At 43.7% G+C, this 22,086-nt stretch carries 34 protein-coding genes; 31 read left to right on the forward strand and 3 right to left on the reverse strand.

Features of this window, described 5'->3' with window-relative positions:
- Window positions 1–20 precede the first annotated feature (20 nt).
- The 31 genes from tuf to cutA all read left to right on the forward strand — a co-directional run bounded on the left by tuf (window position 21) and on the right by cutA (window position 16,447).
- A complete protein-coding gene (gene tuf / locus K0T93_RS00095) occupies window positions 21–1,211 on the forward strand; it encodes an elongation factor Tu (protein ID WP_225721399.1) in 1,191 nt (396 codons plus the stop codon).
- 128 nt (window positions 1,212–1,339) lie between these two features.
- On the forward strand, window positions 1,340–1,651 hold the full coding sequence (rpsJ, locus tag K0T93_RS00100; protein WP_225721411.1) for a 30S ribosomal protein S10: 312 nt from the start codon (window positions 1,340–1,342) through the stop codon (window positions 1,649–1,651).
- 202 nt (window positions 1,652–1,853) lie between these two features.
- Complete coding sequence (rplC, locus tag K0T93_RS00105; RefSeq protein WP_225721412.1) at window positions 1,854–2,510, forward strand: 50S ribosomal protein L3; 657 nt, start codon at window positions 1,854–1,856, stop codon at window positions 2,508–2,510.
- A 2-nt stretch (window positions 2,511–2,512) separates the two neighbouring features.
- On the forward strand, window positions 2,513–3,133 hold the full coding sequence (gene rplD / locus K0T93_RS00110; protein ID WP_225721413.1) for a 50S ribosomal protein L4: 621 nt from the start codon (window positions 2,513–2,515) through the stop codon (window positions 3,131–3,133).
- Window positions 3,130–3,444, forward strand: a complete 315-nt coding sequence (gene rplW / locus K0T93_RS00115) for a 50S ribosomal protein L23 (RefSeq protein WP_225721414.1) — start codon at window positions 3,130–3,132, stop codon at window positions 3,442–3,444. The genes rplD and rplW overlap by 4 nt, the downstream gene beginning before the upstream one ends.
- A gap of 2 nt (window positions 3,445–3,446) precedes the next feature.
- Window positions 3,447–4,274 carry a 50S ribosomal protein L2 gene (gene rplB / locus K0T93_RS00120; RefSeq protein ID WP_225721415.1) on the forward strand — a complete coding sequence of 276 codons (828 nt, stop codon included), beginning with the start codon at window positions 3,447–3,449 and terminating at the stop codon, window positions 4,272–4,274.
- A gap of 10 nt (window positions 4,275–4,284) precedes the next feature.
- Complete coding sequence (rpsS, locus tag K0T93_RS00125) at window positions 4,285–4,560, forward strand: 30S ribosomal protein S19 (RefSeq protein WP_225721416.1); 276 nt, start codon at window positions 4,285–4,287, stop codon at window positions 4,558–4,560.
- A gap of 12 nt (window positions 4,561–4,572) precedes the next feature.
- On the forward strand, window positions 4,573–4,902 hold the full coding sequence (gene rplV / locus K0T93_RS00130) for a 50S ribosomal protein L22 (protein WP_225721417.1): 330 nt from the start codon (window positions 4,573–4,575) through the stop codon (window positions 4,900–4,902).
- Window positions 4,903–4,913: 11 nt separating this feature from the next.
- On the forward strand, window positions 4,914–5,669 hold the full coding sequence (gene rpsC, locus K0T93_RS00135) for a 30S ribosomal protein S3 (RefSeq protein ID WP_320412663.1): 756 nt from the start codon (window positions 4,914–4,916) through the stop codon (window positions 5,667–5,669).
- A gap of 2 nt (window positions 5,670–5,671) precedes the next feature.
- Window positions 5,672–6,088, forward strand: a complete 417-nt coding sequence (gene rplP, locus K0T93_RS00140) for a 50S ribosomal protein L16 (protein WP_225721418.1) — start codon at window positions 5,672–5,674, stop codon at window positions 6,086–6,088.
- A gap of 11 nt (window positions 6,089–6,099) precedes the next feature.
- Entirely contained in the window at window positions 6,100–6,294 is a 195-nt protein-coding gene (gene rpmC / locus K0T93_RS00145; protein WP_225721419.1) for a 50S ribosomal protein L29, read from the forward strand.
- Window positions 6,291–6,554, forward strand: a complete 264-nt coding sequence (gene rpsQ, locus K0T93_RS00150) for a 30S ribosomal protein S17 (protein ID WP_225721420.1) — start codon at window positions 6,291–6,293, stop codon at window positions 6,552–6,554. The genes rpmC and rpsQ overlap by 4 nt, the downstream gene beginning before the upstream one ends.
- A gap of 298 nt (window positions 6,555–6,852) precedes the next feature.
- Window positions 6,853–7,221: a 50S ribosomal protein L14 gene (gene rplN / locus K0T93_RS00155; protein WP_225721421.1), complete on the forward strand. Its 369-nt coding sequence runs from the start codon at window positions 6,853–6,855 to the stop codon at window positions 7,219–7,221.
- Window positions 7,222–7,232: 11 nt separating this feature from the next.
- On the forward strand, window positions 7,233–7,544 hold the full coding sequence (gene rplX / locus K0T93_RS00160; protein WP_225721422.1) for a 50S ribosomal protein L24: 312 nt from the start codon (window positions 7,233–7,235) through the stop codon (window positions 7,542–7,544).
- A 13-nt stretch (window positions 7,545–7,557) separates the two neighbouring features.
- Entirely contained in the window at window positions 7,558–8,097 is a 540-nt protein-coding gene (rplE, locus tag K0T93_RS00165) for a 50S ribosomal protein L5 (RefSeq protein WP_225721423.1), read from the forward strand.
- 7 nt (window positions 8,098–8,104) lie between these two features.
- Window positions 8,105–8,410, forward strand: coding sequence for a 30S ribosomal protein S14 (gene rpsN, locus K0T93_RS00170; protein WP_225721424.1), 306 nt, complete (start codon window positions 8,105–8,107; stop codon window positions 8,408–8,410).
- A gap of 12 nt (window positions 8,411–8,422) precedes the next feature.
- Entirely contained in the window at window positions 8,423–8,818 is a 396-nt protein-coding gene (gene rpsH / locus K0T93_RS00175) for a 30S ribosomal protein S8 (RefSeq protein WP_225721425.1), read from the forward strand.
- 21 nt (window positions 8,819–8,839) lie between these two features.
- Window positions 8,840–9,373, forward strand: coding sequence for a 50S ribosomal protein L6 (gene rplF / locus K0T93_RS00180; RefSeq protein WP_225721426.1), 534 nt, complete (start codon window positions 8,840–8,842; stop codon window positions 9,371–9,373).
- Between the two features lie 11 nt (window positions 9,374–9,384).
- The gene (gene rplR, locus K0T93_RS00185; RefSeq protein WP_225721427.1) at window positions 9,385–9,750 is read left to right on the forward strand and encodes a 50S ribosomal protein L18; all 366 of its coding nucleotides are present in this window, start codon (window positions 9,385–9,387) and stop codon (window positions 9,748–9,750) included.
- Window positions 9,751–9,764: 14 nt separating this feature from the next.
- Window positions 9,765–10,283: a 30S ribosomal protein S5 gene (gene rpsE, locus K0T93_RS00190; protein WP_225721428.1), complete on the forward strand. Its 519-nt coding sequence runs from the start codon at window positions 9,765–9,767 to the stop codon at window positions 10,281–10,283.
- Window positions 10,284–10,298: 15 nt separating this feature from the next.
- A complete protein-coding gene (gene rpmD, locus K0T93_RS00195) occupies window positions 10,299–10,481 on the forward strand; it encodes a 50S ribosomal protein L30 (protein WP_225721429.1) in 183 nt (60 codons plus the stop codon).
- A 26-nt stretch (window positions 10,482–10,507) separates the two neighbouring features.
- Complete coding sequence (gene rplO, locus K0T93_RS00200; protein WP_225721430.1) at window positions 10,508–10,942, forward strand: 50S ribosomal protein L15; 435 nt, start codon at window positions 10,508–10,510, stop codon at window positions 10,940–10,942.
- A 48-nt stretch (window positions 10,943–10,990) separates the two neighbouring features.
- The gene (gene secY, locus K0T93_RS00205; protein WP_225721431.1) at window positions 10,991–12,325 is read left to right on the forward strand and encodes a preprotein translocase subunit SecY; all 1,335 of its coding nucleotides are present in this window, start codon (window positions 10,991–10,993) and stop codon (window positions 12,323–12,325) included.
- 11 nt (window positions 12,326–12,336) lie between these two features.
- Complete coding sequence (gene infA / locus K0T93_RS00210) at window positions 12,337–12,555, forward strand: translation initiation factor IF-1 (protein ID WP_225721432.1); 219 nt, start codon at window positions 12,337–12,339, stop codon at window positions 12,553–12,555.
- Between the two features lie 28 nt (window positions 12,556–12,583).
- A complete protein-coding gene (gene rpmJ / locus K0T93_RS00215) occupies window positions 12,584–12,700 on the forward strand; it encodes a 50S ribosomal protein L36 (RefSeq protein WP_216797222.1) in 117 nt (38 codons plus the stop codon).
- 37 nt (window positions 12,701–12,737) lie between these two features.
- Complete coding sequence (gene rpsM / locus K0T93_RS00220) at window positions 12,738–13,103, forward strand: 30S ribosomal protein S13 (protein WP_225721433.1); 366 nt, start codon at window positions 12,738–12,740, stop codon at window positions 13,101–13,103.
- 33 nt (window positions 13,104–13,136) lie between these two features.
- Window positions 13,137–13,541, forward strand: coding sequence for a 30S ribosomal protein S11 (gene rpsK, locus K0T93_RS00225; protein WP_225721434.1), 405 nt, complete (start codon window positions 13,137–13,139; stop codon window positions 13,539–13,541).
- A gap of 147 nt (window positions 13,542–13,688) precedes the next feature.
- On the forward strand, window positions 13,689–14,312 hold the full coding sequence (rpsD, locus tag K0T93_RS00230; protein WP_225721435.1) for a 30S ribosomal protein S4: 624 nt from the start codon (window positions 13,689–13,691) through the stop codon (window positions 14,310–14,312).
- Window positions 14,313–14,436: 124 nt separating this feature from the next.
- On the forward strand, window positions 14,437–15,414 hold the full coding sequence (locus K0T93_RS00235) for a DNA-directed RNA polymerase subunit alpha (protein WP_225721436.1): 978 nt from the start codon (window positions 14,437–14,439) through the stop codon (window positions 15,412–15,414).
- 109 nt (window positions 15,415–15,523) lie between these two features.
- On the forward strand, window positions 15,524–15,919 hold the full coding sequence (rplQ, locus tag K0T93_RS00240; RefSeq protein ID WP_225721437.1) for a 50S ribosomal protein L17: 396 nt from the start codon (window positions 15,524–15,526) through the stop codon (window positions 15,917–15,919).
- 195 nt (window positions 15,920–16,114) lie between these two features.
- Complete coding sequence (gene cutA, locus K0T93_RS00245; protein WP_225721438.1) at window positions 16,115–16,447, forward strand: divalent-cation tolerance protein CutA; 333 nt, start codon at window positions 16,115–16,117, stop codon at window positions 16,445–16,447.
- Between the two features lie 197 nt (window positions 16,448–16,644).
- Here the strand turns inward: cutA and yihA are convergent, their stop codons facing one another.
- The 3 genes from yihA to K0T93_RS00260 form a co-directional block, all read right to left on the reverse strand.
- Window positions 16,645–17,268 (reverse strand): ribosome biogenesis GTP-binding protein YihA/YsxC, encoded by a 624-nt coding sequence (gene yihA, locus K0T93_RS00250; protein ID WP_225721439.1) that lies wholly within the window; start codon window positions 17,266–17,268, stop codon window positions 16,645–16,647.
- 402 nt (window positions 17,269–17,670) lie between these two features.
- Complete coding sequence (lysA, locus tag K0T93_RS00255) at window positions 17,671–18,945, reverse strand: diaminopimelate decarboxylase (protein WP_445082790.1); 1,275 nt, start codon at window positions 18,943–18,945, stop codon at window positions 17,671–17,673.
- Window positions 18,946–19,533: 588 nt separating this feature from the next.
- The gene (locus K0T93_RS00260) at window positions 19,534–21,939 is read right to left on the reverse strand and encodes a penicillin-binding protein 1A (protein ID WP_225721440.1); all 2,406 of its coding nucleotides are present in this window, start codon (window positions 21,937–21,939) and stop codon (window positions 19,534–19,536) included.
- Window positions 21,940–22,086 lie beyond the last annotated feature (147 nt).

Below are 22,086 nucleotides of genomic sequence, written 5' to 3' on the forward strand. Positions count from 1 at the left end.
CATTTTTAAAAGAAGAGAAAATGGCTAAAGGCAAGTTTAGACGAACCAAGCCGCACGTGAACGTAGGCACGATCGGTCACGTTGACCATGGCAAAACCACACTGACGGCGGCACTCGCGACAGTGCTATCATCGAGGTTTGGTGGCGAAGCGAAGAAATACGATGAGATTGATGCAGCGCCGGAAGAAAAAGCTCGTGGCATTACGATCAATACAGCGCATATTGAGTATGAGACAGAACAGCGTCACTATGCACATGTAGACTGCCCGGGTCACGCAGACTACGTGAAAAATATGATCACGGGCGCAGCACAGATGGATGGCGCGATCCTAGTTGTGTCGGCTGCTGACGGCCCGATGCCCCAAACGCGTGAGCACATTCTACTAGCACGTCAGGTGGGTGTACCGTATATCGTTGTATTCCTGAATAAATGCGATATGGTAGACGATGCGGAGCTGCTCGAACTAGTAGAAATGGAAGTGCGCGAGCTGCTATCTAAGTATGAGTTTCCTGGCGATAATACACCGATTATTAAAGGTTCGGCGAAGCTAGCCCTAGAGGGAGACAAAAGCGAGTTAGGTGAGGCAGCGATGCTAAGTCTGGCTAATGCGTTAGATGTGCACATCCCAACACCTGAGCGTGTGGTAGATGGCACATTTCTCATGCCGGTGGAAGATGTCTTCTCAATTTCCGGCCGTGGCACCGTAGTTACTGGACGCGTGGAGCGTGGAGTAATTAAGGTTGGTGAAGAAATTGAGATTGTGGGTATACGCAACACATCAAAGACAACATGTACAGGCGTGGAGATGTTCCGAAAACTTTTAGACCAGGGTCAAGCTGGTGATAACGTAGGTATACTACTACGTGGTACTAAGCGTGAGGATGTAGAGCGCGGCCAAGTATTATCTAAGCCTGGGACAATCACGCCACATACGCACTTCACAGCAGAAGTATACGTGCTAAGTAAAGACGAAGGCGGGCGACACACGCCATTTTTTAATAATTATCGGCCGCAATTCTATTTCCGAACGACAGATGTGACAGGCTCAATTGAGTTACCTCTAGACAAAGAAATGGTGATGCCGGGTGATAACATATCGATCACAGTCAAGTTAATTGCGCCAATCGCAATGGAAGAAGGCCTGCGCTTTGCAATCCGTGAAGGTGGTCGTACTGTCGGTGCTGGTGTTGTTGCTAAGATTATTAAATAAAACACAGCTTTTATTATAGGAATATATTGTAGTGTCCGGAGCAGCTTACCCGTTTTCTATTAGGGAAGCTGCTTTGTGTTCTTTTATTATAGCGACGTAATATCGCTTCGCTCTTTACAGGAAATGTCATGCAAAAGCAGAAAATCCGTATTCGACTAAGAGCTTTCGACTATAAGCTAGTTGATCAATCGGCGCGCCAGATTTTCGAGACAGTACAGCGCACCGGAGCGGTTCTCGTCGGGCCAATTCCGCTGCCGCGGCGCATCCAGCGGTTCGACATCCTGCGCTCGCCACATGTGAATAAAACATCGCGCGATCAGCTAGAGATCCGTACGCACCTACGCCTTTTAGATATTATTGATCCAACAGATAAAACCGTCGATGCACTTATGAAGCTTGACTTACCTGCCGGCGTAGACGTTGAAATAAAGCTACAGTAACAGCTTCTCTGCCCCACACGTCACGCAGTAATAGAGCGACACCTGAAAGTCATTGATTTCTTTCAAAAATACGAGATTTCTGCTAGAATCCTTTCGTATTTACGTTTTAAAAATTAATGTAACTTATAAGCGTTAAGCTTTTTTGATTTGCCAGTAATTAGTAATCAGCCCCGACCAATCGTAGTCGGAAATGGAGAGAACAATGAGCCTTGGACTTATAGGTCGCAAGGTTGGGATGACCCGAATTTTCGCGGATGATGGTGATTCGATTCCTGTGACTGTTTTAGACGTGTCAAACAACCGTGTAACACAAATTAAATCCGTTAAAACAGATGGTTATACAGCAGTTCAAGTCGCCTTCGGAAAGCGACGCGCCTCGCGCGTAACTAAACCAAATGCCGGCCATTTTTCTAAAGCCGGTGTTCAGGCTGGAGAAATTCTCAGAGAATTTCGAGTTGAAGCCAATAAAGCAGCTGAGCTATTGCCGGGCGCATTAATCAATATTAACTTTTTAAAAGTAGGACAAAAAGTCGATGTGCAGGGTATCTCTCTTGGTAAGGGCTATGCCGGTACAATTAAGCGCTATAACTTTAGTTCGGGTCGAGCATCGCACGGTAATTCACGTTCGCATAATGTACCAGGTTCTATTGGTATGGCACAAGATCCAGGACGTGTATTCCCCGGTAAGCGTATGACTGGTCACCTTGGCGATGTAACAGTTACTACCCAAAATCTTGAGATTGCGCGTATCGATACAGCACGCGCTCTTATCCTTGTTAAGGGTGCGGTGCCCGGCTCAAAAGACGGAAAAGTTTTTATAACGCCGGCTATCAAAGCTCCTGCAAAGAAAGAGGCGTGATAATGGAACTAAAGCTTCTAAACGACCAAGGTCAGGAAAGTTCGGGTATAAACGCGTCGGATATTATATTTAATCGTGCTTACAATGAAGCGCTGATCCATCAAATTGTTGTCGCATACCAAGCAAACTCACGCAGCGGAAATCGCGCGCAAAAAGATCGACAGCAGGTCAAGCATACAACTAAGAAACCATGGCGACAAAAAGGTACAGGCCGGGCCCGTGCTGGTATGTCTTCAAGCCCGCTATGGCGCGGCGGTGGCCGGATCTTTCCAAGCTCGCCAGAAGAAAATTTCAGTCAAAAAGTTAATAAGAAGATGTTTCGTTCTGGGATCCGATCGATCCTATCACAACTTGCCCGAGAAAGCCGTCTATTAGTGATTGAGGATATTAAGATCGAAGCGCCAAAGACAAAGCTACTATCGACTAAATTGAAGACGATGGGTCTCGAGTCAGTGCTTATGATTACCCATACTATTGATGAGAACCTATATCTTGCATCACGCAATCTACCGTATATAGCAATTGTTAAGCCACGTTATGCCGACCCATTATCGCTGATCTACTTTAAAAAAGTACTAATGACGAAGACTGCGGTTGTGCAAATCGAGGAGTTACTGTCATGAGTAATATTCGCAGGAACAATCATCGTTTGATGCAAGTTCTACTTGCGCCAGTAATTTCTGAGAAAGCGACATTGGTAGCCGATAAAAATGAGCAAGTCGTATTTAACATTGTACCAGGTGCCACAAGAAAAGAGATTAAGGAAGCGGTAGAGTTATTATTCAAGGTCGAAGTAGATTCGGTTAACGTGCTTAACTTTCGGGGTAAAGTCAAGCGCTCTGGCCGTTTTATAGGCCGACGAAAGGGCGTGCGCAAGGCGTATGTGAGTCTGAAGCCGGGTCAAGAGATTAACTTTGAAGCGGAGGCTAAGTAATTATGGGGCTTATTAAGCTTAAGCCGACTTCGCCTGGCCGTCGTGCAATGGTGAAGATATTCAACAAAGAACTGCACAAAGGTAAACCTTACTCAGCACTTCTAGATAAGCAAATTTCTACAGCCGGCCGCAATAATAATGGCCACATCACAACGCGACATAGAGGCGGTGGTCATAAGCATCACTATCGTAGTGTCGATTTTTATCGCGATAAAGATGGTATTCTAGCAAAAGTTGAGCGTCTCGAATACGACCCTAATCGCAGCGCGAATATTGCTCTTCTATGCTATGTTGATGGAGAGCGCCGCTATATTATTGCACCGAAAGGCATAGTAGTTCATACGCAGCTATTATCAGGCTCAGAAGCACCAATTCGGCTAGGCAATACGCTACCAATACGCAATATTCCAGTAGGTACAACTATTCACTGTGTTGAAATATTGCCAGGTAAGGGAGCGCAAATCGCTCGCTCAGCTGGTTCGTCAGTAATGCTATTAGCTCGCAAAGGCGCATATGCACAGCTCCGCCTGCGCTCAGGTGAAATTAGGCGTGTACATATTGAATGCCGCGCAACAATTGGTGAGGTCGGAAATGCAGAACACGGTCTGCGTCAAATTGGTAAGGCTGGTGCCAATCGTTGGCGCGGTATTCGTCCAACGGTCCGCGGCGTCGCAATGAATCCGATTGATCACCCGCATGGTGGTGGGGAAGGGCGTACTGCAGCAGGTCGTGATCCGGTAAGCCCCTGGGGTAAACCGACGAAAGGCTTTCGCACGCGTCGTAATAAGCGCACGAGGACGATGATCGTCCAGCGCCGTCATAAGCGTTAAGGAGTAGGCAATGGCACGTTCTGTTAAAAAAGGTCCTTTCTGCGATGTTCATTTACTTAAAAAAGTTGGAGTAGCCGTAGCTCTGCGTGACAAAAAACCAATTAAAACTTGGTCGCGTCGTTCAACTATTCTGCCCGATTTTATCGGCCTGACAATCTTTGTTCATAATGGCCGACAGCATGTTCCCGTATATGTATCAGAAAACATGGTAGGTCATAAGCTTGGCGAATTCGCGTTGACTCGTACGTTTAAGGGACACGCAGCCGACAAAAAAGCTAAGAAATAAGGGGCAATTAAGATGGAAGTGAGAGCAATTCATCGCGGCGCCCGCATTTCAGCGCAGAAAACGCGTCTTGTAGCCGACCAGATCAGGGGTCTACCAGCTGAAAAAGCGCTACATATTTTAACTTTCTTACCAAAGAAAGCAGCCGGCATTATTAAGAAAGTGCTGCTATCAGCAATAGCCAATGCAGAGCACAATGAGGGTATAGACATTGATAGTTTAAAGATCAAGACCATTTGTATTGATAAAGCAGCTTCGCTAAAGCGTTTTTTCGCTCGAGCGAAGGGTCGAGGCAACCGTATCGAGAAGCAATCTTGTCACATTACTGTGACAATCGGGAATTAAGGAGTCACACGGTGGGACAAAAAATTCATCCGACTGGCTTTCGTCTATCTGTCAGTCATAACTGGGCATCGCGTTGGTACGCAAATAATACTCAGTTTGCTGAGATGCTTAAAGAAGATATCAGCGTTCGCGAATATCTGAAGAAAAAACTAAAAAATGCATTAGTAAGCCGTATTGTAATTGAGCGCCCAGCAAAAAATGCGCGTCTTACAATCTTTAGTTCACGTCCGGGTGTTGTAATTGGTAAAAAAGGTGAAGATATTGAGTTATTAAAGACTGAATTACAGCGCCGCATGGGCGTACCAGTCCACATTAATATTGAGGAGGTTCGTAAGCCAGAAACTGATGCGCAATTGATTGCTGATTCTATTACTCAACAACTTGAGCGACGGATTATGTTCCGTCGCGCAATGAAGCGCGCGATACAGAACGCAATGCGCCTAGGTGCTCAAGGCATTAAGATTATGAGTGCGGGGCGTTTAAACGGTATTGAAATCGCGCGCACCGAATGGTACCGCGAAGGCCGTGTACCACTGCATACACTGCGTGCTAGTATTGATTATGCAATGTCAGAGGCAAAAACAACTTACGGCATTATTGGTGTTAAGGTGTGGGTCTATAAAGGCGATACACTTGATCGCAACGATCTACTAGTTTCTGAAGAATCTCGGGAGGACAAGCGTACTCGCCGCAATGTCCGGCCAAGTGATCGTCGCCCGCGTCGTAGCGGTTTTGTTGTTAGCGGCGATGTAAAAAGTGGGGCATAAGCATGCTGCAACCGAAGCGCAGAAAATATCGTAAAGAACAAAAGGGTCGTAATACCGGCATTGCTACACGCGGTAATGCTGTATCTTTTGGCGAGTTCGGCCTGAAAGCAATTGGGCGAGGTCGTTTAACCTCGCGTCAAATTGAAGCCGCGCGTCGAGCGATGACCCGTCACATCAAGCGTGGTGGTCGAATCTGGATTCGGATATTTCCAGATAAGCCGATTTCAAAAAAGCCCGCTGAAGTACGAATGGGTAATGGTAAAGGTAGTCCTGAGTACTACGTTGCTGAAATTCAACCCGGTAAAATGTTATACGAGATGGATGGTGTAAACGAAAAATTAGCACGTGAAGCATTTCGTTTAGCAGCGGCAAAGTTATCGTTAAAAACAACATTTGTTACTCGACAGATCGGTGCTTAAGGAGTTAAGCAATGAAAGCTTGTGAGCTTCGTAATAAAGATAAAACCTTCCTTTATAAAGAATTATCAGATCTACTAAAGGCCCATTTCGGTCTGCGCATGCGACTTGCAACACAGCAATTGCAAAATACTAGTCAGCTTAGAAAAGTCTGCCGAGATATTGCTCGTGTTCGTACAGTATTGACTGAAGAGGCAAATCAAAAATGAATAATAGTGTTAAGACGTCGCTTAAGCGGATGCTAGTAGGGAAAGTCGTTAGCGCTAAAATGAATAAGACTGTAACTGTTCTAGTTGAACATCGCGTTAAGCATCCAATCTATGGTAAGTACGTTGTACGCTCAAAAAAGTATCATGCGCACGATCAAGCAAATATCTATAACGAAGGCGACCTTGTAGAGATTCAGGAAAATCGCCCTATTTCAAAAACAAAAGCCTGGACCGTATCTAGCTTAGTAAAAAGTGTATGATTTATTTAAATGCAGGCCGTGTTATTTTATACGATTTAAGAAAATAATCATGGCAAGTCTATAATTATTTGTTATAGTTATGGACTTGCTGCAATAAAAAAGCAATAGCCTCTAAGTAGTAAGCTAAATTAGTTACTACACATGAAAGTAGTCATTGTTTCGCCGCGAAAATTTCGGGATTTAATTTCCGCTTTGATTTCGCTACTTTCTAAATAGTCAGTAAAATCGGCTGACAAAACCAAAACTAACCGGTATTCCTACTGTAATGGTATACCGGATTAAGTTGGGGAAAATAAATATGATTCAGACTGAATCTCGGCTGAAGGTGGCTGACAATACGGGTGCGCGCGAAGTGTTATGCATTAAAGTACTCGGTAGTTCAAAACGTCGCTATGCATGTATCGGTGATCTTATTAAAGTAAGCATCAAAGAAGCTACTCCTCGTGGACGAGTCAAGAAGGGTGAAGTTTATAGTGCAGTAGTAGTTCGCACGCTCAAAGGTGTGCGTCGCCAAGATGGATCACTTATTAAATTTGATAGTAATGCTGCTGTACTTTTAAATAATAAGCTTGAGCCAATCGGAACACGTATTTTTGGACCAGTCACACGTGAATTACGAAGCGAACGCTTTATGAAGATAATTTCACTCGCGCCAGAAGTGTTGTAAAGGGAGTTGCAATGAATAAAATTCGAAGGGGTGACAAAATTATCGTTGTTTCTGGTAAGGATAAAGGTAAGCACGGTACAGTTCTAGTAACTGCAGGTGACTATGTGATAGTTGAGAATATTAATCTTGTAAAAAAGCACCTCAAGCCTAACCCGATAAAAAATATAGCTGGCGGTATAGAAAATAAATCAATGCCGATACATATCTCTAATGTTGCCTTAGCTGATGTAAATGGTCGCGCTACACGTGTTGGTATCAAGATTAAAGATGATGGCAAAAAAATGCGTTTCCTAAAAACCACCGGTGCTATGCTCAGCACTTGAGTTTGGAGGCAATATGGTACGCTTGCAAAGAATTTACAAAGAAAAAATTGTTTCCGAACTTACTAACAAGTTCGGTTACCAGTCTGTTATGGAAGTGCCTCGTATTACTAAGATTACTTTAAACATGGGTCTTGGTGAAGCAGTTGCTGATAAAAAAATTATTGATAGCGCAGTAAGTGATTTAACAAAAATTGCTGGGCAAAAGCCCGTTGTAACAAAAGCGCGCAAAGCAATTGCTGGATTTAAGATTCGTCAAGGCTATCCGATTGGGGTAATGGTAACACTTCGCAGTCGAGTAATGTATGAATTTCTAGATCGTTTTGTAACAATTGCACTACCCCGTGTTCGAGATTTCCGTGGTATCTCAGGTCGAGCATTTGATGGTCGAGGCAACTATAATATCGGAGTAAAAGAGCAGATTATTTTTCCCGAGATTGATTACGATAAAATCGACATGCTGCGCGGATTAAACATAAGCATTACAACTACTGCTAAAGCTGACGAAGAAGCGAAAGCACTACTCACAAGCTTTAAATTCCCTTTTAGAAACTGAGGTTACTGTGGCCAAATTGGCATTGATCGAGCGCGAAAAAAAGCGCGCTTATCTCGCGGTGAAGTATGCGCCCATACGCGCAGCTCTAAAAGCGATTATTAATAATACAAGCAAATCCGAGGAAGAGCGTTATAAAGCGCGTCTGAGATTACAGCAACTTCCGCGTAACGCTAATCCAACTCGTAAGCGTAATCGCTGTGCAATTACTGGACGCCCACGCGGTACATTCCGAAAATTTGGCTTAGCGCGTGGTAAAATTCGAGAAATTGCATTTCGTGGTGAGATTCCTGGCCTAACAAAGGCGAGCTGGTAAAAGGAACATAATATGAGTATGAGTGATCCTATCGCGGATATGCTGACTCGCATTCGCAATGCGCAGACAGTCGAAAAATCAGCAGTAACGATGCCTTCGTCAAAAGTAAAAGTCGCGATCGCGCACGTCCTTAAAGAAGAAGGCTATATTAATGATTTCGTCGTAAAGACAAACGCCCCAGGAGCAAAACTAGACATTACGTTAAAGTATCATGCTGGTCAGCCAGTTATTGGGCGTCTAGAGCGCATCTCTAAGCCCGGACTTCGTGTATATCGTCGTCGAAAAGAAATCCCTCGAGTCATGAATGGTCTAGGCGTTGCTATAATATCTACCCCGAAGGGAGTAATGACTGATCGAAAAGCACGTGCAATAGGCGTAGGCGGTGAAGTAGTTTGCTATGTCGCTTAAGAGCCGACAGGAGGTTGCAATATGTCTCGAGTAGGTAAAAGCCCGATTCCTCTGCCTAATGATATGGAAGTAATGCTTGATAATGCACAGATTACCCTAAAAGGGCGGTTAGGTTCGATTTCTCAAAGGCTAAATCCGCTTGTGCAAGTAATTAATAATGGCCGTGAATTAAAATTTCAACCGACTAATAAGTCGATTGAAGCAAAAGCGCTGTCTGGAACAATGCGCGCGCTTGTTGCAAACATGGTAAGTGGAGTAACGAAAGGTTTCGAGCGCAAGCTCACACTAGTCGGCGTTGGTTACCGTGCGCAAGCACAGGGTAATACATTAAATTTGTCATTAGGTTTCTCACATCCGATTACACATCAGATGCCAGAAGGTGTAGACGTAGAAACACCATCGCAAACAGAAATTGTTATTAAAGGAGTCGATAAACAAAAAGTTAGCCAAGTAGCTGCAGAAGTGCGCCGCTACCGCCCACCTGAACCCTATAAAGGAAAAGGCGTGCGCTATACCGATGAAATCGTAATCCTCAAGGAAACAAAAAAGAAGTAAAGTGCGCAATTATGGATAAAACTCAATCTCGCCTGCGCCGCGCTCGTCAAACGCATATTAAAATATCTAGACTACAGATTGCACGTTTAGCCGTGCACCGAACTAACCAGCATATTTATGCTCAGGTATTCTCGCCATGCGGTACAAAAGTGGTAGCTGGTGCATCAACTGTTGAGAGCGAAGCTCGCCGGCAGTTAGATGGTAAGTCAGGTAAAGGTGGTAATATTGCTGCAGCTCAGCTGATTGGCAAGCGCGTTGCCGAGAAAGCTAAAGCTGCCGGTATTGAATTTGTTGCCTTTGACCGTTCTGGCTTTCGCTATCATGGTCGTGTTAAAGCACTTGCTGATGCCGCACGTGAAGCAGGGCTCAAGTTTTAGAACGAGGATTTATCGTGGCAAAAATGCAAGCAAAGATTCAAGCAAGTGAACGTGATGACGGCCTGCGCGAAAAGATGATATCAGTCAATCGTGTAACTAAAGTTGTAAAAGGTGGCCGCATTCTTGGTTTTGCCGCACTAACAGTAGTAGGTGATGGTGATGGGCGGGTTGGTATGGGTAAAGGTAAAGCTAAAGAAGTACCAGTCGCTGTTCAAAAGGCAATGGAGCAAGCTCGCCGCAATATGTTTAAAGTTTCGCTAAAAAACGGCACTCTTCAACATGAAGTAAATGGTAAGCACGGTGCATCACAGGTTTTACTTGCACCAGCTAAGCTGGGTGCAGGAGTAATTGCTGGCGGTCCAATGCGTGCGGTATTCGAAGTTATGGGTGTAACAAACGTCGTAGCCAAGAGCCATGGCTCAACGAATGCATATAACCTTGTTCGTGCCACACTTGATGGTTTAAGTCGTCAGTCAACTCCGAGTGAGATTGCAGCTAAACGAGGAAAAAGCATCGAAGAAATTTTATGTTAAGACAAGATGGTTACTATGTCTGAGAAAACTATTAAAGTCCGGCTTGTAAAAAGCCTGATTGGTACTCGTGATACGCATCGTTTAACAGTGCGCGGTCTCGGTTTGCGCCGCTTGAATTCAGTAAGCGAATTGCAAGATACGCCGGCGGTTCGAGGCATGATTAATAAAGTCTCATACCTTATTAAGATCGTTGGTTAAACTCTATACGAGCTTTAGAGGTAAATATGCAACTCAATAATCTAAAGTCAGCCATGGGTTCTAGGCGCGAAAAACGTCGCGTTGGGCGTGGCATTGGGTCAGGTTTAGGTAAAACTGCAGGGCGCGGGCATAAAGGTCAAAAATCGCGTTCAGGTGGTTTTCATAAAGTAGGTTTTGAAGGCGGGCAGATGTCATTGCAACGCCGTTTGCCTAAACGTGGGTTTACATCATTAACAAAAAAATGTGCTTGTGAAATACATTTAGACGACCTAGAAAAATTAAAAGTTGAGGAAATTAATCTATCTGTCCTAAAGCAGAAAGACCTTGTAAGCACTTTTACTAAAAAAGTAAAAATTATTGCAACCGGTAAAATTAAGCATAAAGTTGTAATTAAAGGGCTAAGTGCTACGAAAAGCGCTCGTACAGCAATTGAAGCTGTAGGCGGGCGATTCATTTTCTAATTAAGTCTTTGTTTATAAAGTTATTTGGACTTGTTACGGAGAAGATTATTGGTTAATAGTCCAATTTTTTCAAAGACTAGATGCAATAAACCGCATTATAGTGATTTACGTCGACGATTAATTTTTCTACTTCTTACATTAATCGTCTACCGGATTGGTGCGCATATCCCAGTTCCGGGAATTGATTCTTGTCAGCTAGCTAAGCTGTTTCAAAATCAGTCCGGTAGTATTTTAGCCATGTTTAATATGTTCTCAGGTGGTGCACTATCACGATTCACGATATTTGCACTGGGAATAATGCCGTATATTTCGGCATCAATTATTATACAGCTATTAGCGCTTGTATCCCCTAGATTAGAGACTCTTAAAAAAGAAGGGCATGCTGGTCAGCATAAGATTAATTGTTATACACGTTACTTCACAGTTGCATTAGCTACCCTTCAGGCTTTCAGTATCGCGCTGGCACTTGAAAATCAGCTAAATTTAGTGGTTGATCCGGGCATAATATTTCAGCTTACGACAGTAGTAACATTAGTAACTGGCACTATGTTTCTGATGTGGCTGGGCGAGCAGATTACTGAGCGTGGCCTAGGTAATGGAATTTCGATTATTATCTTTAGCGGCATTGCTTCGGGATTGCCAAATGCGATTAATAGTTTATTTAAACTAGTAGATACTGGGTCAATAAGCATTGTTTCAGCAATTATTATTATTGCGTTAATTTCTGCGGTTACATATTTAGTCGTTTTTATCGAACGAGGGCAACGCAAAATTCTTATAAACTATGCAAAGCGTCAAGTTGGAAAAAAAATATATGGTAGTCAGTCATCACACTTGCCATTAAAACTAAATATGGCAGGTGTGATTCCACCTATTTTCGCATCCTCGATTATTTTACTACCTGCGACTATTGCTAATTGGGTGGGTACTAGCGCCAATATACATTGGCTTCATAAGATGATAGTAATATTAGAACCGGGGCAGCCGCTATACGTTATTTTGTACTCATTAGCTATTATTTTCTTTTGTTTTTTCTATACAGCATTAGTGTTTAATAGTAAAGAAACAGCAGATAACCTAAAAAAAAGTGGTGCGTTTGTTCCAGGAGTGCGTCCAGGCGATCATACTTCGCGTTATATCGCTAAGATTCTTACTCGTCTAACTCTAGCTGGTGCAGCTTACATTGTGTTCGTTTCTCTTTTGCCTGAATTCCTAGTGCTACACTGGAATGTACCATTTTACTTTGGGGGTACTTCGTTATTAATTATTGTCGTTGTAACAATGGACTTTATGGCGCAAGTACAGTCGTATGTTATGTCTCAACAGTATGAATCGCTACTCAAGAAAGCTAACTTTAAGAGTAGCGGCCTTCCGATGCGTTAAGCACAAGGAATATGACCAAAGACGATGTTATTCAGATGCAAGGTGAGGTTCTTGAAAACCTCCCTAATGCAACATTTCGGGTCAAACTCGAAAATGGTCATGTTGTATTAGGGCATATCTCCGGAAAGATGCGTATGCACTACATTAGGATTCTTCCCGGCGATAGGGTAACGCTAGAATTGACGCCTTATGATTTGTCTCGTGCACGGATTATATTTCGGGCGAAATAATTGAAGAAAAGGTAATAAAGGTAATATTATGAAAGTGATGGCATCGGTTAAATGCGTTTGCCGTAATTGTAAGGTTATTAAACGTAAAGGCGTTGTACGTGTTATTTGTAGTTTAAATCCACGTCATAAGCAGCGCCAAGGTTAAGGCAGCTGCGCTTACGCTTTTCTGTTTGGGGAAAATAATGGCTCGTATCGCAGGGGTAAATATCCCAGTTCATAAGCATACCGTGATTGGCTTACAGGCGATCCTCGGTATCGGTTTCTCGCGCGCACGGTTAATCTGTGCATTAGCTGGTGTCGATACTTCAAAGCGAGTTAAAGAACTAACCGACGCAGATTTTGAAAATCTGCGAGATGAAGTTGCGAAACTTATCGTCGAGGGCGATTTACGCCGTGAAGTGACGATGAACATTAAGCGCAAGATAGATATCGGATGTTATGAAGGTATTCGTCATCGCAAGGGTTTACCTATGCGTGGTCAGCGCACTCGCACGAATGCTCGTACTCGTAAAGGTCCACGTCGGGCAGCTCAAGCGCTGAAGAAGTAAGCGGAACTGATAGTTATAGTATAGGAAAACTTAATGGCTAAAGCTTCGAATAGCAGCGCAGCGCAACGCGTTCGCAAGAAGGTCAAAAAAAGTATTGCTGAAGGCATAGTACACGTCCATGCGTCATTTAATAACACAATTATTACGATTACAGATCGTCAGGGTAACACGCTAGCGTGGGCGACATCTGGTGGTCAGGGGTTTAAGGGTTCTCGAAAGTCAACTCCATTTGCTGCACAGGTTGCCGCCGAGGCAGCTGGGCGTGTTGCGATGGAGTATGGTGTAAAAAATCTTGAAGTACGGATTAAAGGTCCTGGCCCGGGTCGCGAATCGGCGGTCCGCGCGCTTCATGGTCTTGGTATTAAAATAACAACTATTTCTGACGAGACGCCCGTACCACATAATGGATGCCGCCCGCCGAAACGCCGACGTATTTAAGAACATAAGCTTATTGGAGGCTCTCTGTTGCATATAACAAGCAGCCCTCCTTGAATAAGGTACTAACTAAATCTACCATTTGGCTTAAAAGTGCAATCTAGCGTAGATTAATTAGATCTGCGCGAATTAATGTTAAGGAATTGCAAAGTGGCACGCTATACCGGTCCAAAAGAAAAACTGTCTCGCCGTGAAGGTACTGATCTCTTCTTGAAGAGTGCGCGTCGCTCGCATACTGATAAATGCAAGAGCGATAGTAAGCCAGGGCAACATGGTCGTACTTCAGGTGCGCGCACATCTGACTATGGTTTTCAATTACGTGAAAAACAAAAAGTAAAACGGATCTATGGTGTGCTTGAGCGTCAGTTTCGGCGTTACTTTTCCGAAGCTGATCGTCGCAAAGGCAATACTGGAGAAACGTTATTACAACTTCTTGAGTCACGCTTAGACACGGTTGTATATAGAATGGGGTTTGGTTCGACACGCGCTGAAGCGCGTCAGCTAGTTAGCCATAAAACAATCCTTGTGAATGGTAAAGTAGCGAACATTCCATCATTCCGGGTAAAAGCTGGCGATGTACTTACTATACGCGAGCTGGCAAAGAAGCAGACGCGAATTCAGGAAGCGTTGTCGCTAGCTGAGCAAAATGGTTTTCCAAGCTGGGTGTCGATAGACTCAAAGAAATTTGAAGGCGCTTTTAAGCAGGTGCCCGAGCGTAGCGATATTGCCGGCGATATAAATGAAAGCTTGATCGTCGAATTGTATTCACGCTAATCGTATTGATAGTAGCATTACTTATTTTCGCCTGTACATACAGGTGTTTAGCTATGTATCTTCAGGTTGTCACTCAGTCAGCCTTATCGGTGTAACGAGCCGAGGGTATTGAAAAGAAAAACCTATGCAAACCAGTTTGTTGAAACCTAAAATTATTGCGGTAAATTCGCTTGGTGATAACCATGCAAAAGTGGTTATGGAACCATTTGAACGCGGTTATGGTCATACTTTGGGGAATGCGCTACGGCGTGTTTTATTGTCATCAATGATTGGTTATGCGCCGACCGAGGTAATGATTTCTGGGGTCGTTCATGAGTATTCAACTCTTGATGGTATTCAAGAGGATGTAATCAACTTACTATTGAATCTTAAGGGTGTAGTATTTAAGCTTTATAATCGATCTGAAATTACAGTTACATTGCGCAAAGCATGTGAAGGTGTAGTAATTGCTGGTGATATCGATATTCCTCATGATTGCGAGATCATTAATCCGGGACACGTTATTGCTCATCTATCAAAAGGTGGTAACCTTGATATGCAAATCAAGGTTGAGAAAGGGCGGGGCTATATGCCGGGTAATGTGCGCCACTATAGCGACGAAAGCTCTAAGGTTATCGGGTGTATTATTCTTGACGCATCATTCTCGCCAGTTCATCGAGTTAGCTACGCAGTTGAGAGTGCACGTGTCGAGCAGCGTACAGACCTAGATAGGCTTGTAATTAATATTGAGACTAATGGCATAATTTCGCCAGAGGAAGCGATTCGTCAATCAGCTCGAATCCTAGTTGAACAATTATCTGTGTTTGCGGCGCTTGAAGGAACCGAAGCAGTAGCTGAAACACCTTTACGCGTACCACAGATTAATCCAATGCTTCTGCGGCTGGTTGACGATCTCGAGCTAACAGTCCGATCTGCAAACTGTCTGAAAGCCGAGCATATATACTATATTGGCGATCTAATCCAGCGCACCGAGAATGAGCTATTAAAAACGCCGAATCTAGGCCGTAAGTCGTTAAATGAGATTAAGGAAGTTCTGGCTTCGCGGGGTTTGATGCTCGGCATGAGACTAGAAAATTGGCCGCCAGCAGGCCTTGATAAGTAATCGACGGTTATTGCTGCGCATTCTTATAAGTTGTGCCAACTTATAAACATATTTTACATTGAGTTACATAATAAAAAACTAATCAAAACTCTAAATCAAGGAAATTGAAATGCGTCACCGTCACGGTTTTCGGAAATTAAACCGCACAAGCAGCCATCGCCTAGCAATGCTCCGTAATATGTCGAACTCATTAATTGAGCACGAATCTATTAAAACAGCTTTACCTAAAGCAAAAGAGCTTCGAAGAGTTATTGAACCACTAATTACGTTAGGTAAAAAATCTTCCATTGCAAATCGCCGACTTGCCTTTGCGCGGTTGCGTGATGACAAGTCGGTATCAAAGTTGTTTGAAGTGCTGGGGCCGCGTTATATAACACGCTCGGGTGGTTATCTTCGGATTCTTAAGTTTGGCTTCCGAATTGGTGACAATGCACCGATGGCGCTAGTTGAGTTAGTAGATCGACCGCTTGTTGAGAAAGCAGAAAAAGCGGCAGAGAGAGAATAAGCGCTGCATTAAAGAATAAGCCAAGCTGAGCTTAGCTTATTCTTCCACTATATAGTGTTTATCTAGAGATAAATCTGAAACCCAGGTATGATTAAGCTTGAGCATAAGTTCATATATTAAAGCAAAATAAAAGTATTGAGTATCGAAGTATTTAGCAGGCTTGCGCATTATTATTTAATAATGCCGGAGAAACATATGTTATCGACTCTAATTTTAATGTTTACAACATTGCCCGATGCTCATTCTGCTGAAACTCTTTCCCGCGCTGCACTAGATGCTAGGTTAGCCGCCTGTGCCTCCCAACTTTCGCCGTCACATTCGATCTATCACTGGCAAGGAGAGCTAAAACATACTAATGAAGTACCCCTCTTATTTAAGACGACAGTAGAACGCGCATTTGAGTTGGAAAAATTTATTGTTGAAAATCATCCTTATCAAACACCAGAAATTTTGTCTTGGTCTGCTACATCATCGCCTGCTTATTCATTCTGGGTTAACACGGAGACATTGCGCCCGACTAATGTATAGTTTTAAGATTTTAGTTAACTGTGCTGCGTAATTGGTCTTGAATTTTCTTTACAGGCTAAGCAGTAAAAAAACAGCTTAATCACAATACACAATTAGCTCTTATAATCTAATTATAGAAGATGCAATAAATATAAAAATTGATATTTAGCATTTTTATAAATTACTTTATTAAGTATTTGTTTGCTTTTAAGATAAAATTAGGCGCCTACTAGCCAGTATTTTAAGAGTGCATGGGCCTGGCTCAAGCCGATCTTCGTAAGAGCCGAGAATAGCTGTATCGTAATTTTGCTTTGTAAACCAGAGGTTTTGTAAAAAAAAACAGATTTCTGCGCAGTACGCAATGCGTTTATACTGTCATTTTTCGACAGTTTATCACATTTAGTTAACAATATATGGATTGGACGTGTAGTCGTGCTAAACCACTCAATCATATGCCGGTCTAATTCCGTAAATGGCCGCCGAGAATCCATTACGAGAATCAGGCCGCGGATTTGGGGGCGTGTTATCAGATAGGTACTCAGTAATGCTTTCCAATATATCTTCGTTGCGTTAGGAACTTTAGCGTAACCATATCCGGGTAAATCTACAAGATATCCTACAGGCGTTCTCGCTGGCCCAATCGAGAAGTAATTAATATGTTGTGTACGTCCAGGTGTTCTGCTTGAGAACGCAAGCCGCTTATAGTTACATAACACATTAATCGCAGTAGATTTACCAGTGTTAGAACGGCCAGCAAATGCTACCTCTGATTGTATGGTTTTGGGTAAATCTCGTAGATGATTGACGGTCGTGAAAAAATGAGATTGATGCAAAAAGGACATGAAATTAGAGGAAACCAATAAAGCGGCGCAATATCGGGATAGCGGGTAAGTGATAATCCGAAGGCTGACATTATCGAAACAAAGTGTTTTTGCACGCTACGTAAATTACTGGCTATGCAAGTGCGTGTTTATAGTAAGCAGGCAATATAGATATAAGAACCTGGAAGAAATCCGTGTATTAATACTAATTCTATGTGTAGCCATTAAAAATGTTGCCTAGCATGCTAGGATTATGTCTAGGGCATTAATTAGGTTCTATAATCTCTGATATGAGTTTCTTATTATCTGCCTTACATAGTAACAACAAACTATAATTGGTGCTAGTTCATATTATACCTTTCTAAGGTGGCTTGTTTTTTATTATATTATACGTAAGACAAATATCGCATGCACGTATTGTAGTTATTTTATACCGTCAGGCGGCAATGCAAATTCTCCATCTGTCAACTGCGCGAGCGTTTCGCGTCGACGGGCCACATGTACTCGATCGCCATCTACAAGTAGTTCAGCAGCTCGGGGTCGACTATTATAATTTGAACTTATAGCGAACCCATATGCACCAGCTGACCGTATTGCAAGAAGATCTCCGGCCTCTAGAACAAGCGGGCGATCGCGAGCTAACCAGTCCCCGCTTTCACATACTGGACCGACAATATCGTAGGTCACTAGCGGCTGGTCATTGCGTGGCATAACTGCGTCGACGGCGTGGTATGCATCGTACATAGCGGGGCGGACGAGATCATTCATTGCTGCATCGACGATCGCGAAATTTTTGGCAGCGCCCGGTTTTAAATATTCGACGCGGGTTAGTAAGATCCCTGCATTACCGACTAGCGAACGGCCAGGTTCGAACCAAATCTCACGATGACCGTGTCCACGTCGATCGAAATAGTCTAGTATTGTTTTTACAAATGTGCCGATGTCTGGAGGTATTTCGTTATCGTAGCGAATGCCTAGACCGCCACCAACATCAATATGGTGGATTAGTACACCGTCCGATTCAATTTGAACGACTAACTCAAGTATCTTCTCAAGAGCATTGAGGTAAGGCGAAATTTCGGTAATTTGAGAGCCGATATGGCAATCAATACCAGTAATACGCAAATATTTCATGTCTAGCGCCGCACGATACGCTGCGCGCGCATCATCGAATGCAATACCAAACTTGGTCTCTTTTAAGCCTGTTGAAATATACTGATGAGTTTTCGCATCAACATCGGGGTTTACTCGTAGCGATATCGGTGCGATCTGTCCAGATTCACCAGCAACCTGGTTTAGTTGCGCTAATTCAGCCAGCGACTCGACATTAAAGCAACGCCCACCTATATCTAATGTACTGCGCATCTCGGCGGCACTCTTGCCGACGCCAGAAAATACTACGTCGCTTGGTTTTCCACCTGCGGCAAGCACACGAGCGAGTTCACCGCCAGAAACGATATCAAATCCGGCGCCTAAGCGTGCAAACACGCTCAAGACCGCAAGATTGCTATTAGCTTTAACTGCAAAATAAATCTTTGCGCGATGTCCAATACAGGCATCTGCATACGACTGGTATGCATCTGTCAGCGCAGCCCGTGAATAAATATAGAGCGGTGTACCATATTGTTCAGCAAGCACACGAGCGGGCACGCGTTCGGCATGTAGTTGATCGTCAAGATAAGTGAAAGCATTGATCATAATAAATCAATTTTGAGTAGATCGTAGAATAGCGGTGGATGACATCGTATATTCGTGTATGCCGCTCCTGGCAGACGACGTAGTAGCACGGGGACACAGGTATGTGATGAATCCATCTACTAATAAGGTAGACAGTGAAATAGTTACTCCATGGGCGGGAATTCTATAAGATACTACAATAGCGTGCGCATGCAGTACTACCGAAATGTTTAATGAACCTAAGGCTACGCGCATGACAGACCTTGTCTAATCTAGCTATCAGAGTTTAGCAGACGAATTCTCACCATTTAGTGCTAAGCTAAATAGGTGCTGTATAGATAGTAATCATAGGTGGAACTGATGAGTTGAGTATCGATATCAGAGATAAATTCGGAAAAACTTATTGATGCTTTAGTTTGAAGTAATGCACTCATCATAGTAAGCTCGCCGATACTAAAGCACAAAAATTACTTTAAGTATGTTAGCAGCGTATGATACGGTACTTGCACATTAACTATTACAGATGTTTTTTTAGGTATTATCTTCAGTGATATTGTCAAATCTAGGTCGGTCTCAAATTAGCGTATTACTATAGTGCGCGTGTGCCCCCTAGTCCTCGAATATTTTTAATATATGTTCTAATTTAGATCTCCCAACAGTCGTGTTGAGGCTTGAGTCAAGAGTGTCGCTTATTGATTCCTCAATAAGCGCTGAGGAAGGCATATCTACCCTTTCAACAAAACCTAAGCCTGGCAGCATATTAGCGTAATATAGCTCGCCATCGATTTCTTCTATGCCTGATGGGCATGGCATAGTATACACAGGCTTGTTTTGAAGCGCCCGGTCCATGTAATTAATCCAAATAGGCAATGCAAGGCTGCTCCCGGTTTCATGATCGCCTAGGCTATGTGAGCTGTCAAAGCCGATCCATGCTACCGCTACTAGCGTGTGCTGGTATCCAGCGAACCAAGCGTCGCGAGATTCGTTAGTCGTTCCGGTCTTGCCACCAATATCAACACGCTTTAGTACATTCGATTTAGCGCCTGTTCCATGCTGTGCGACGTCAATTAGAAGATTATTCATGATATACGCATTACGTGGATCAAGCACCCGAGGCGCATTTTGCTCAGCTATTACTGGCCGTGCTCGCGTAACGAGCACGCCGCGCGCATCAGTCACCTCAGCAATCAAGTAGGGATTAATACGGTAGCCGCCATTAGCAAATACCGCATACCCAGCGGCCATTTGCAATGGTGTGACAAGCCCTGCGCCAAGTGCCATTGGCAGATAGGCAGGATGTTTATCTGGGTTGAAACCGAAGTACCTGATATGATTCCTCGCGTAATGCGTACCGATGTAGTTCAAAATTCGGATTGATACAAGGTTTCTCGACTTCTGTAGCGCAGTGCGCATCGTTATTGGACCATCATAGTCTCCGCCGTAGTTCCTCGGCTCCCAAGCCCGGCCGCCTGGAGTAGTTGGCGGAAAGTATAGCGGTGCGTCATTGATAATCGTTGCTGGACCCAGGCCCTTATCCAGCGCAGCGGAATAGATAAATGGCTTGAAGCTTGAACCAGGCTGGCGCCATGCCTGCGTAACGTGATTAAATTTACTCTTATTGAAATCAAATCCGCCAATCAGAGAGCGGATTGCGCCGCTCTGTGGCGTGAGTGCGATGAGTGCGCCCTCAACCTGCGGCAACTGTACAATGCTAAACGAACTATCTGTATTTTTAGTGATGCGGATAATCGATCCTGGGTAGATGCGCTGCTGCCGGTGGGCCCGACTAGATAGGGCTGCGGATGCAAAACGCAGCCCATTGTTTCGAATAACAATGGTGTGTCCATTAACTAGTGAAGCTTTAACTTCGTGGGAATTGGCTGCAGTGACAACAGTAGCGATCAGGTCGCCACTGTCCGGATGCTTAAGCAATGCATCGTCGATCGCTTGTTCTCGCTTAATGGCGTCACGAGGTAATTTAACGAATCCTTCTGGCCCACGATAACTATGTCGCCGATCGTAGTCCATTACACCTTTGTATACAGCGCGATATGCCGTTTCTTGATCCGATGAGTTAATAGTTGTCATAACTTCGAAGCCGCGCGTGTAGATCTCATCGTGATATTGCGAGTACATTAATTGTCGCACTATCTCCGCTACATATTCAGCGTGTACGCTGTATGGAGTGCTCACTTTTTTAAGCGTAATTGGCTCTTGTATCGCCGAGTTATATTGATCTGTATTGATGTAGCTTAACTTAAGCATACGCTGCAGGATGTACTCCTGTCGAATCTTTGCTCGTCGAGGGTTTACTATAGGATTATATGCAGATGGTGCTTTAGGTAGACCGGCGAGCATAGCCGCCTGAGCAAGTGTTAAATTTTTTAAATCTTTTCCGAAGTAGACGTGCGCTGCACTAGCGAAACCATATGCACGGTGGCCAAGATAGACATGATTCATATAGACCTCTAGAATCTGATTCTTCGTTAATGCTGACTCGATCTTGTATGCAAGCAGAATTTCGTACAGCTTGCGCGTGTAAGTTTTCTTGCTAGATAGGAAGAAGTTACGAGCAACCTGCATTGTGATTGTGCTAGCGCCTTGAGCATTACTACCTTGAGTAAAATTAGCTATGCTAGCGCGAAGAATACCGGTTAGGTCAACGCCGCTGTGATCGTAGAATCGATAGTCTTCGATCGCTAGCACTGCTTTTTTCAGCGTTTCCGTGATTTCATTAAGTTGAACAACATTTCTGCGTTCCTTACCGAATTCTCCAATTAGCACATGATCCTCTGTATAGATACGTAGTGGAATGTTAGGCCGATAGTCCGTCAGTGCGTTCAACGGAGGGAGGTTGCGCCCAGCAACGATTACCACGTAGTACAGCACTAATCCTAGTGCCACAGCTGTTCCGATAAGTAGGCTGATGGTCACAACCAAAAACCGCCACCACGACGTACCTTTATACTTAGTATCGGATGGAGAAAAAGAGACGTCAGGTGTCGTCGATTGCATGAGAATACCAAAAACACGAACCCGTAATTATAATGTGGGCTGCTGACATAGTTGTTTTTCCCTAGATAGCAGGGATACTGATTGTCAGCACATATGGTGTGATTGATCAACTAATAGTGGAGCAACTAATTTTTAAAGAAAGTATAG

This window comes from Candidatus Vallotiella sp. (ex Adelges kitamiensis) (genome assembly GCF_020342435.1).
GTDB lineage: Bacteria > Pseudomonadota > Gammaproteobacteria > Burkholderiales > Burkholderiaceae > Mycetohabitans.

Coding starts and splice junctions, on each gene's coding strand:
- tuf (WP_225721399.1), top strand. CDS start 21: ATGGCTAAAGGCAAGTTTAGACGAACCAAGCCGCACGTGAACGTAGGC.
- rpsJ (WP_225721411.1), top strand. CDS start 1,340: ATGCAAAAGCAGAAAATCCGTATTCGACTAAGAGCTTTCGACTATAAG.
- rplC (WP_225721412.1), top strand. CDS start 1,854: ATGAGCCTTGGACTTATAGGTCGCAAGGTTGGGATGACCCGAATTTTC.
- rplD (WP_225721413.1), top strand. CDS start 2,513: ATGGAACTAAAGCTTCTAAACGACCAAGGTCAGGAAAGTTCGGGTATA.
- rplW (WP_225721414.1), top strand. CDS start 3,130: ATGAGTAATATTCGCAGGAACAATCATCGTTTGATGCAAGTTCTACTT.
- rplB (WP_225721415.1), top strand. CDS start 3,447: ATGGGGCTTATTAAGCTTAAGCCGACTTCGCCTGGCCGTCGTGCAATG.
- rpsS (WP_225721416.1), top strand. CDS start 4,285: ATGGCACGTTCTGTTAAAAAAGGTCCTTTCTGCGATGTTCATTTACTT.
- rplV (WP_225721417.1), top strand. CDS start 4,573: ATGGAAGTGAGAGCAATTCATCGCGGCGCCCGCATTTCAGCGCAGAAA.
- rplP (WP_225721418.1), top strand. CDS start 5,672: ATGCTGCAACCGAAGCGCAGAAAATATCGTAAAGAACAAAAGGGTCGT.
- rpmC (WP_225721419.1), top strand. CDS start 6,100: ATGAAAGCTTGTGAGCTTCGTAATAAAGATAAAACCTTCCTTTATAAA.
- rpsQ (WP_225721420.1), top strand. CDS start 6,291: ATGAATAATAGTGTTAAGACGTCGCTTAAGCGGATGCTAGTAGGGAAA.
- rplN (WP_225721421.1), top strand. CDS start 6,853: ATGATTCAGACTGAATCTCGGCTGAAGGTGGCTGACAATACGGGTGCG.
- rplX (WP_225721422.1), top strand. CDS start 7,233: ATGAATAAAATTCGAAGGGGTGACAAAATTATCGTTGTTTCTGGTAAG.
- rplE (WP_225721423.1), top strand. CDS start 7,558: ATGGTACGCTTGCAAAGAATTTACAAAGAAAAAATTGTTTCCGAACTT.
- rpsH (WP_225721425.1), top strand. CDS start 8,423: ATGAGTATGAGTGATCCTATCGCGGATATGCTGACTCGCATTCGCAAT.
- rplF (WP_225721426.1), top strand. CDS start 8,840: ATGTCTCGAGTAGGTAAAAGCCCGATTCCTCTGCCTAATGATATGGAA.
- rplR (WP_225721427.1), top strand. CDS start 9,385: ATGGATAAAACTCAATCTCGCCTGCGCCGCGCTCGTCAAACGCATATT.
- rpmD (WP_225721429.1), top strand. CDS start 10,299: ATGTCTGAGAAAACTATTAAAGTCCGGCTTGTAAAAAGCCTGATTGGT.
- rplO (WP_225721430.1), top strand. CDS start 10,508: ATGCAACTCAATAATCTAAAGTCAGCCATGGGTTCTAGGCGCGAAAAA.
- infA (WP_225721432.1), top strand. CDS start 12,337: ATGACCAAAGACGATGTTATTCAGATGCAAGGTGAGGTTCTTGAAAAC.
- rpmJ (WP_216797222.1), top strand. CDS start 12,584: ATGAAAGTGATGGCATCGGTTAAATGCGTTTGCCGTAATTGTAAGGTT.
- rpsM (WP_225721433.1), top strand. CDS start 12,738: ATGGCTCGTATCGCAGGGGTAAATATCCCAGTTCATAAGCATACCGTG.
- rpsK (WP_225721434.1), top strand. CDS start 13,137: ATGGCTAAAGCTTCGAATAGCAGCGCAGCGCAACGCGTTCGCAAGAAG.
- K0T93_RS00235 (WP_225721436.1), top strand. CDS start 14,437: ATGCAAACCAGTTTGTTGAAACCTAAAATTATTGCGGTAAATTCGCTT.
- rplQ (WP_225721437.1), top strand. CDS start 15,524: ATGCGTCACCGTCACGGTTTTCGGAAATTAAACCGCACAAGCAGCCAT.
- cutA (WP_225721438.1), top strand. CDS start 16,115: ATGTTATCGACTCTAATTTTAATGTTTACAACATTGCCCGATGCTCAT.
- yihA (WP_225721439.1), bottom strand. CDS start 17,268: ATGTCCTTTTTGCATCAATCTCATTTTTTCACGACCGTCAATCATCTA.
- lysA (WP_445082790.1), bottom strand. CDS start 18,945: ATGATCAATGCTTTCACTTATCTTGACGATCAACTACATGCCGAACGC.
- K0T93_RS00260 (WP_225721440.1), bottom strand. CDS start 21,939: ATGCAATCGACGACACCTGACGTCTCTTTTTCTCCATCCGATACTAAG.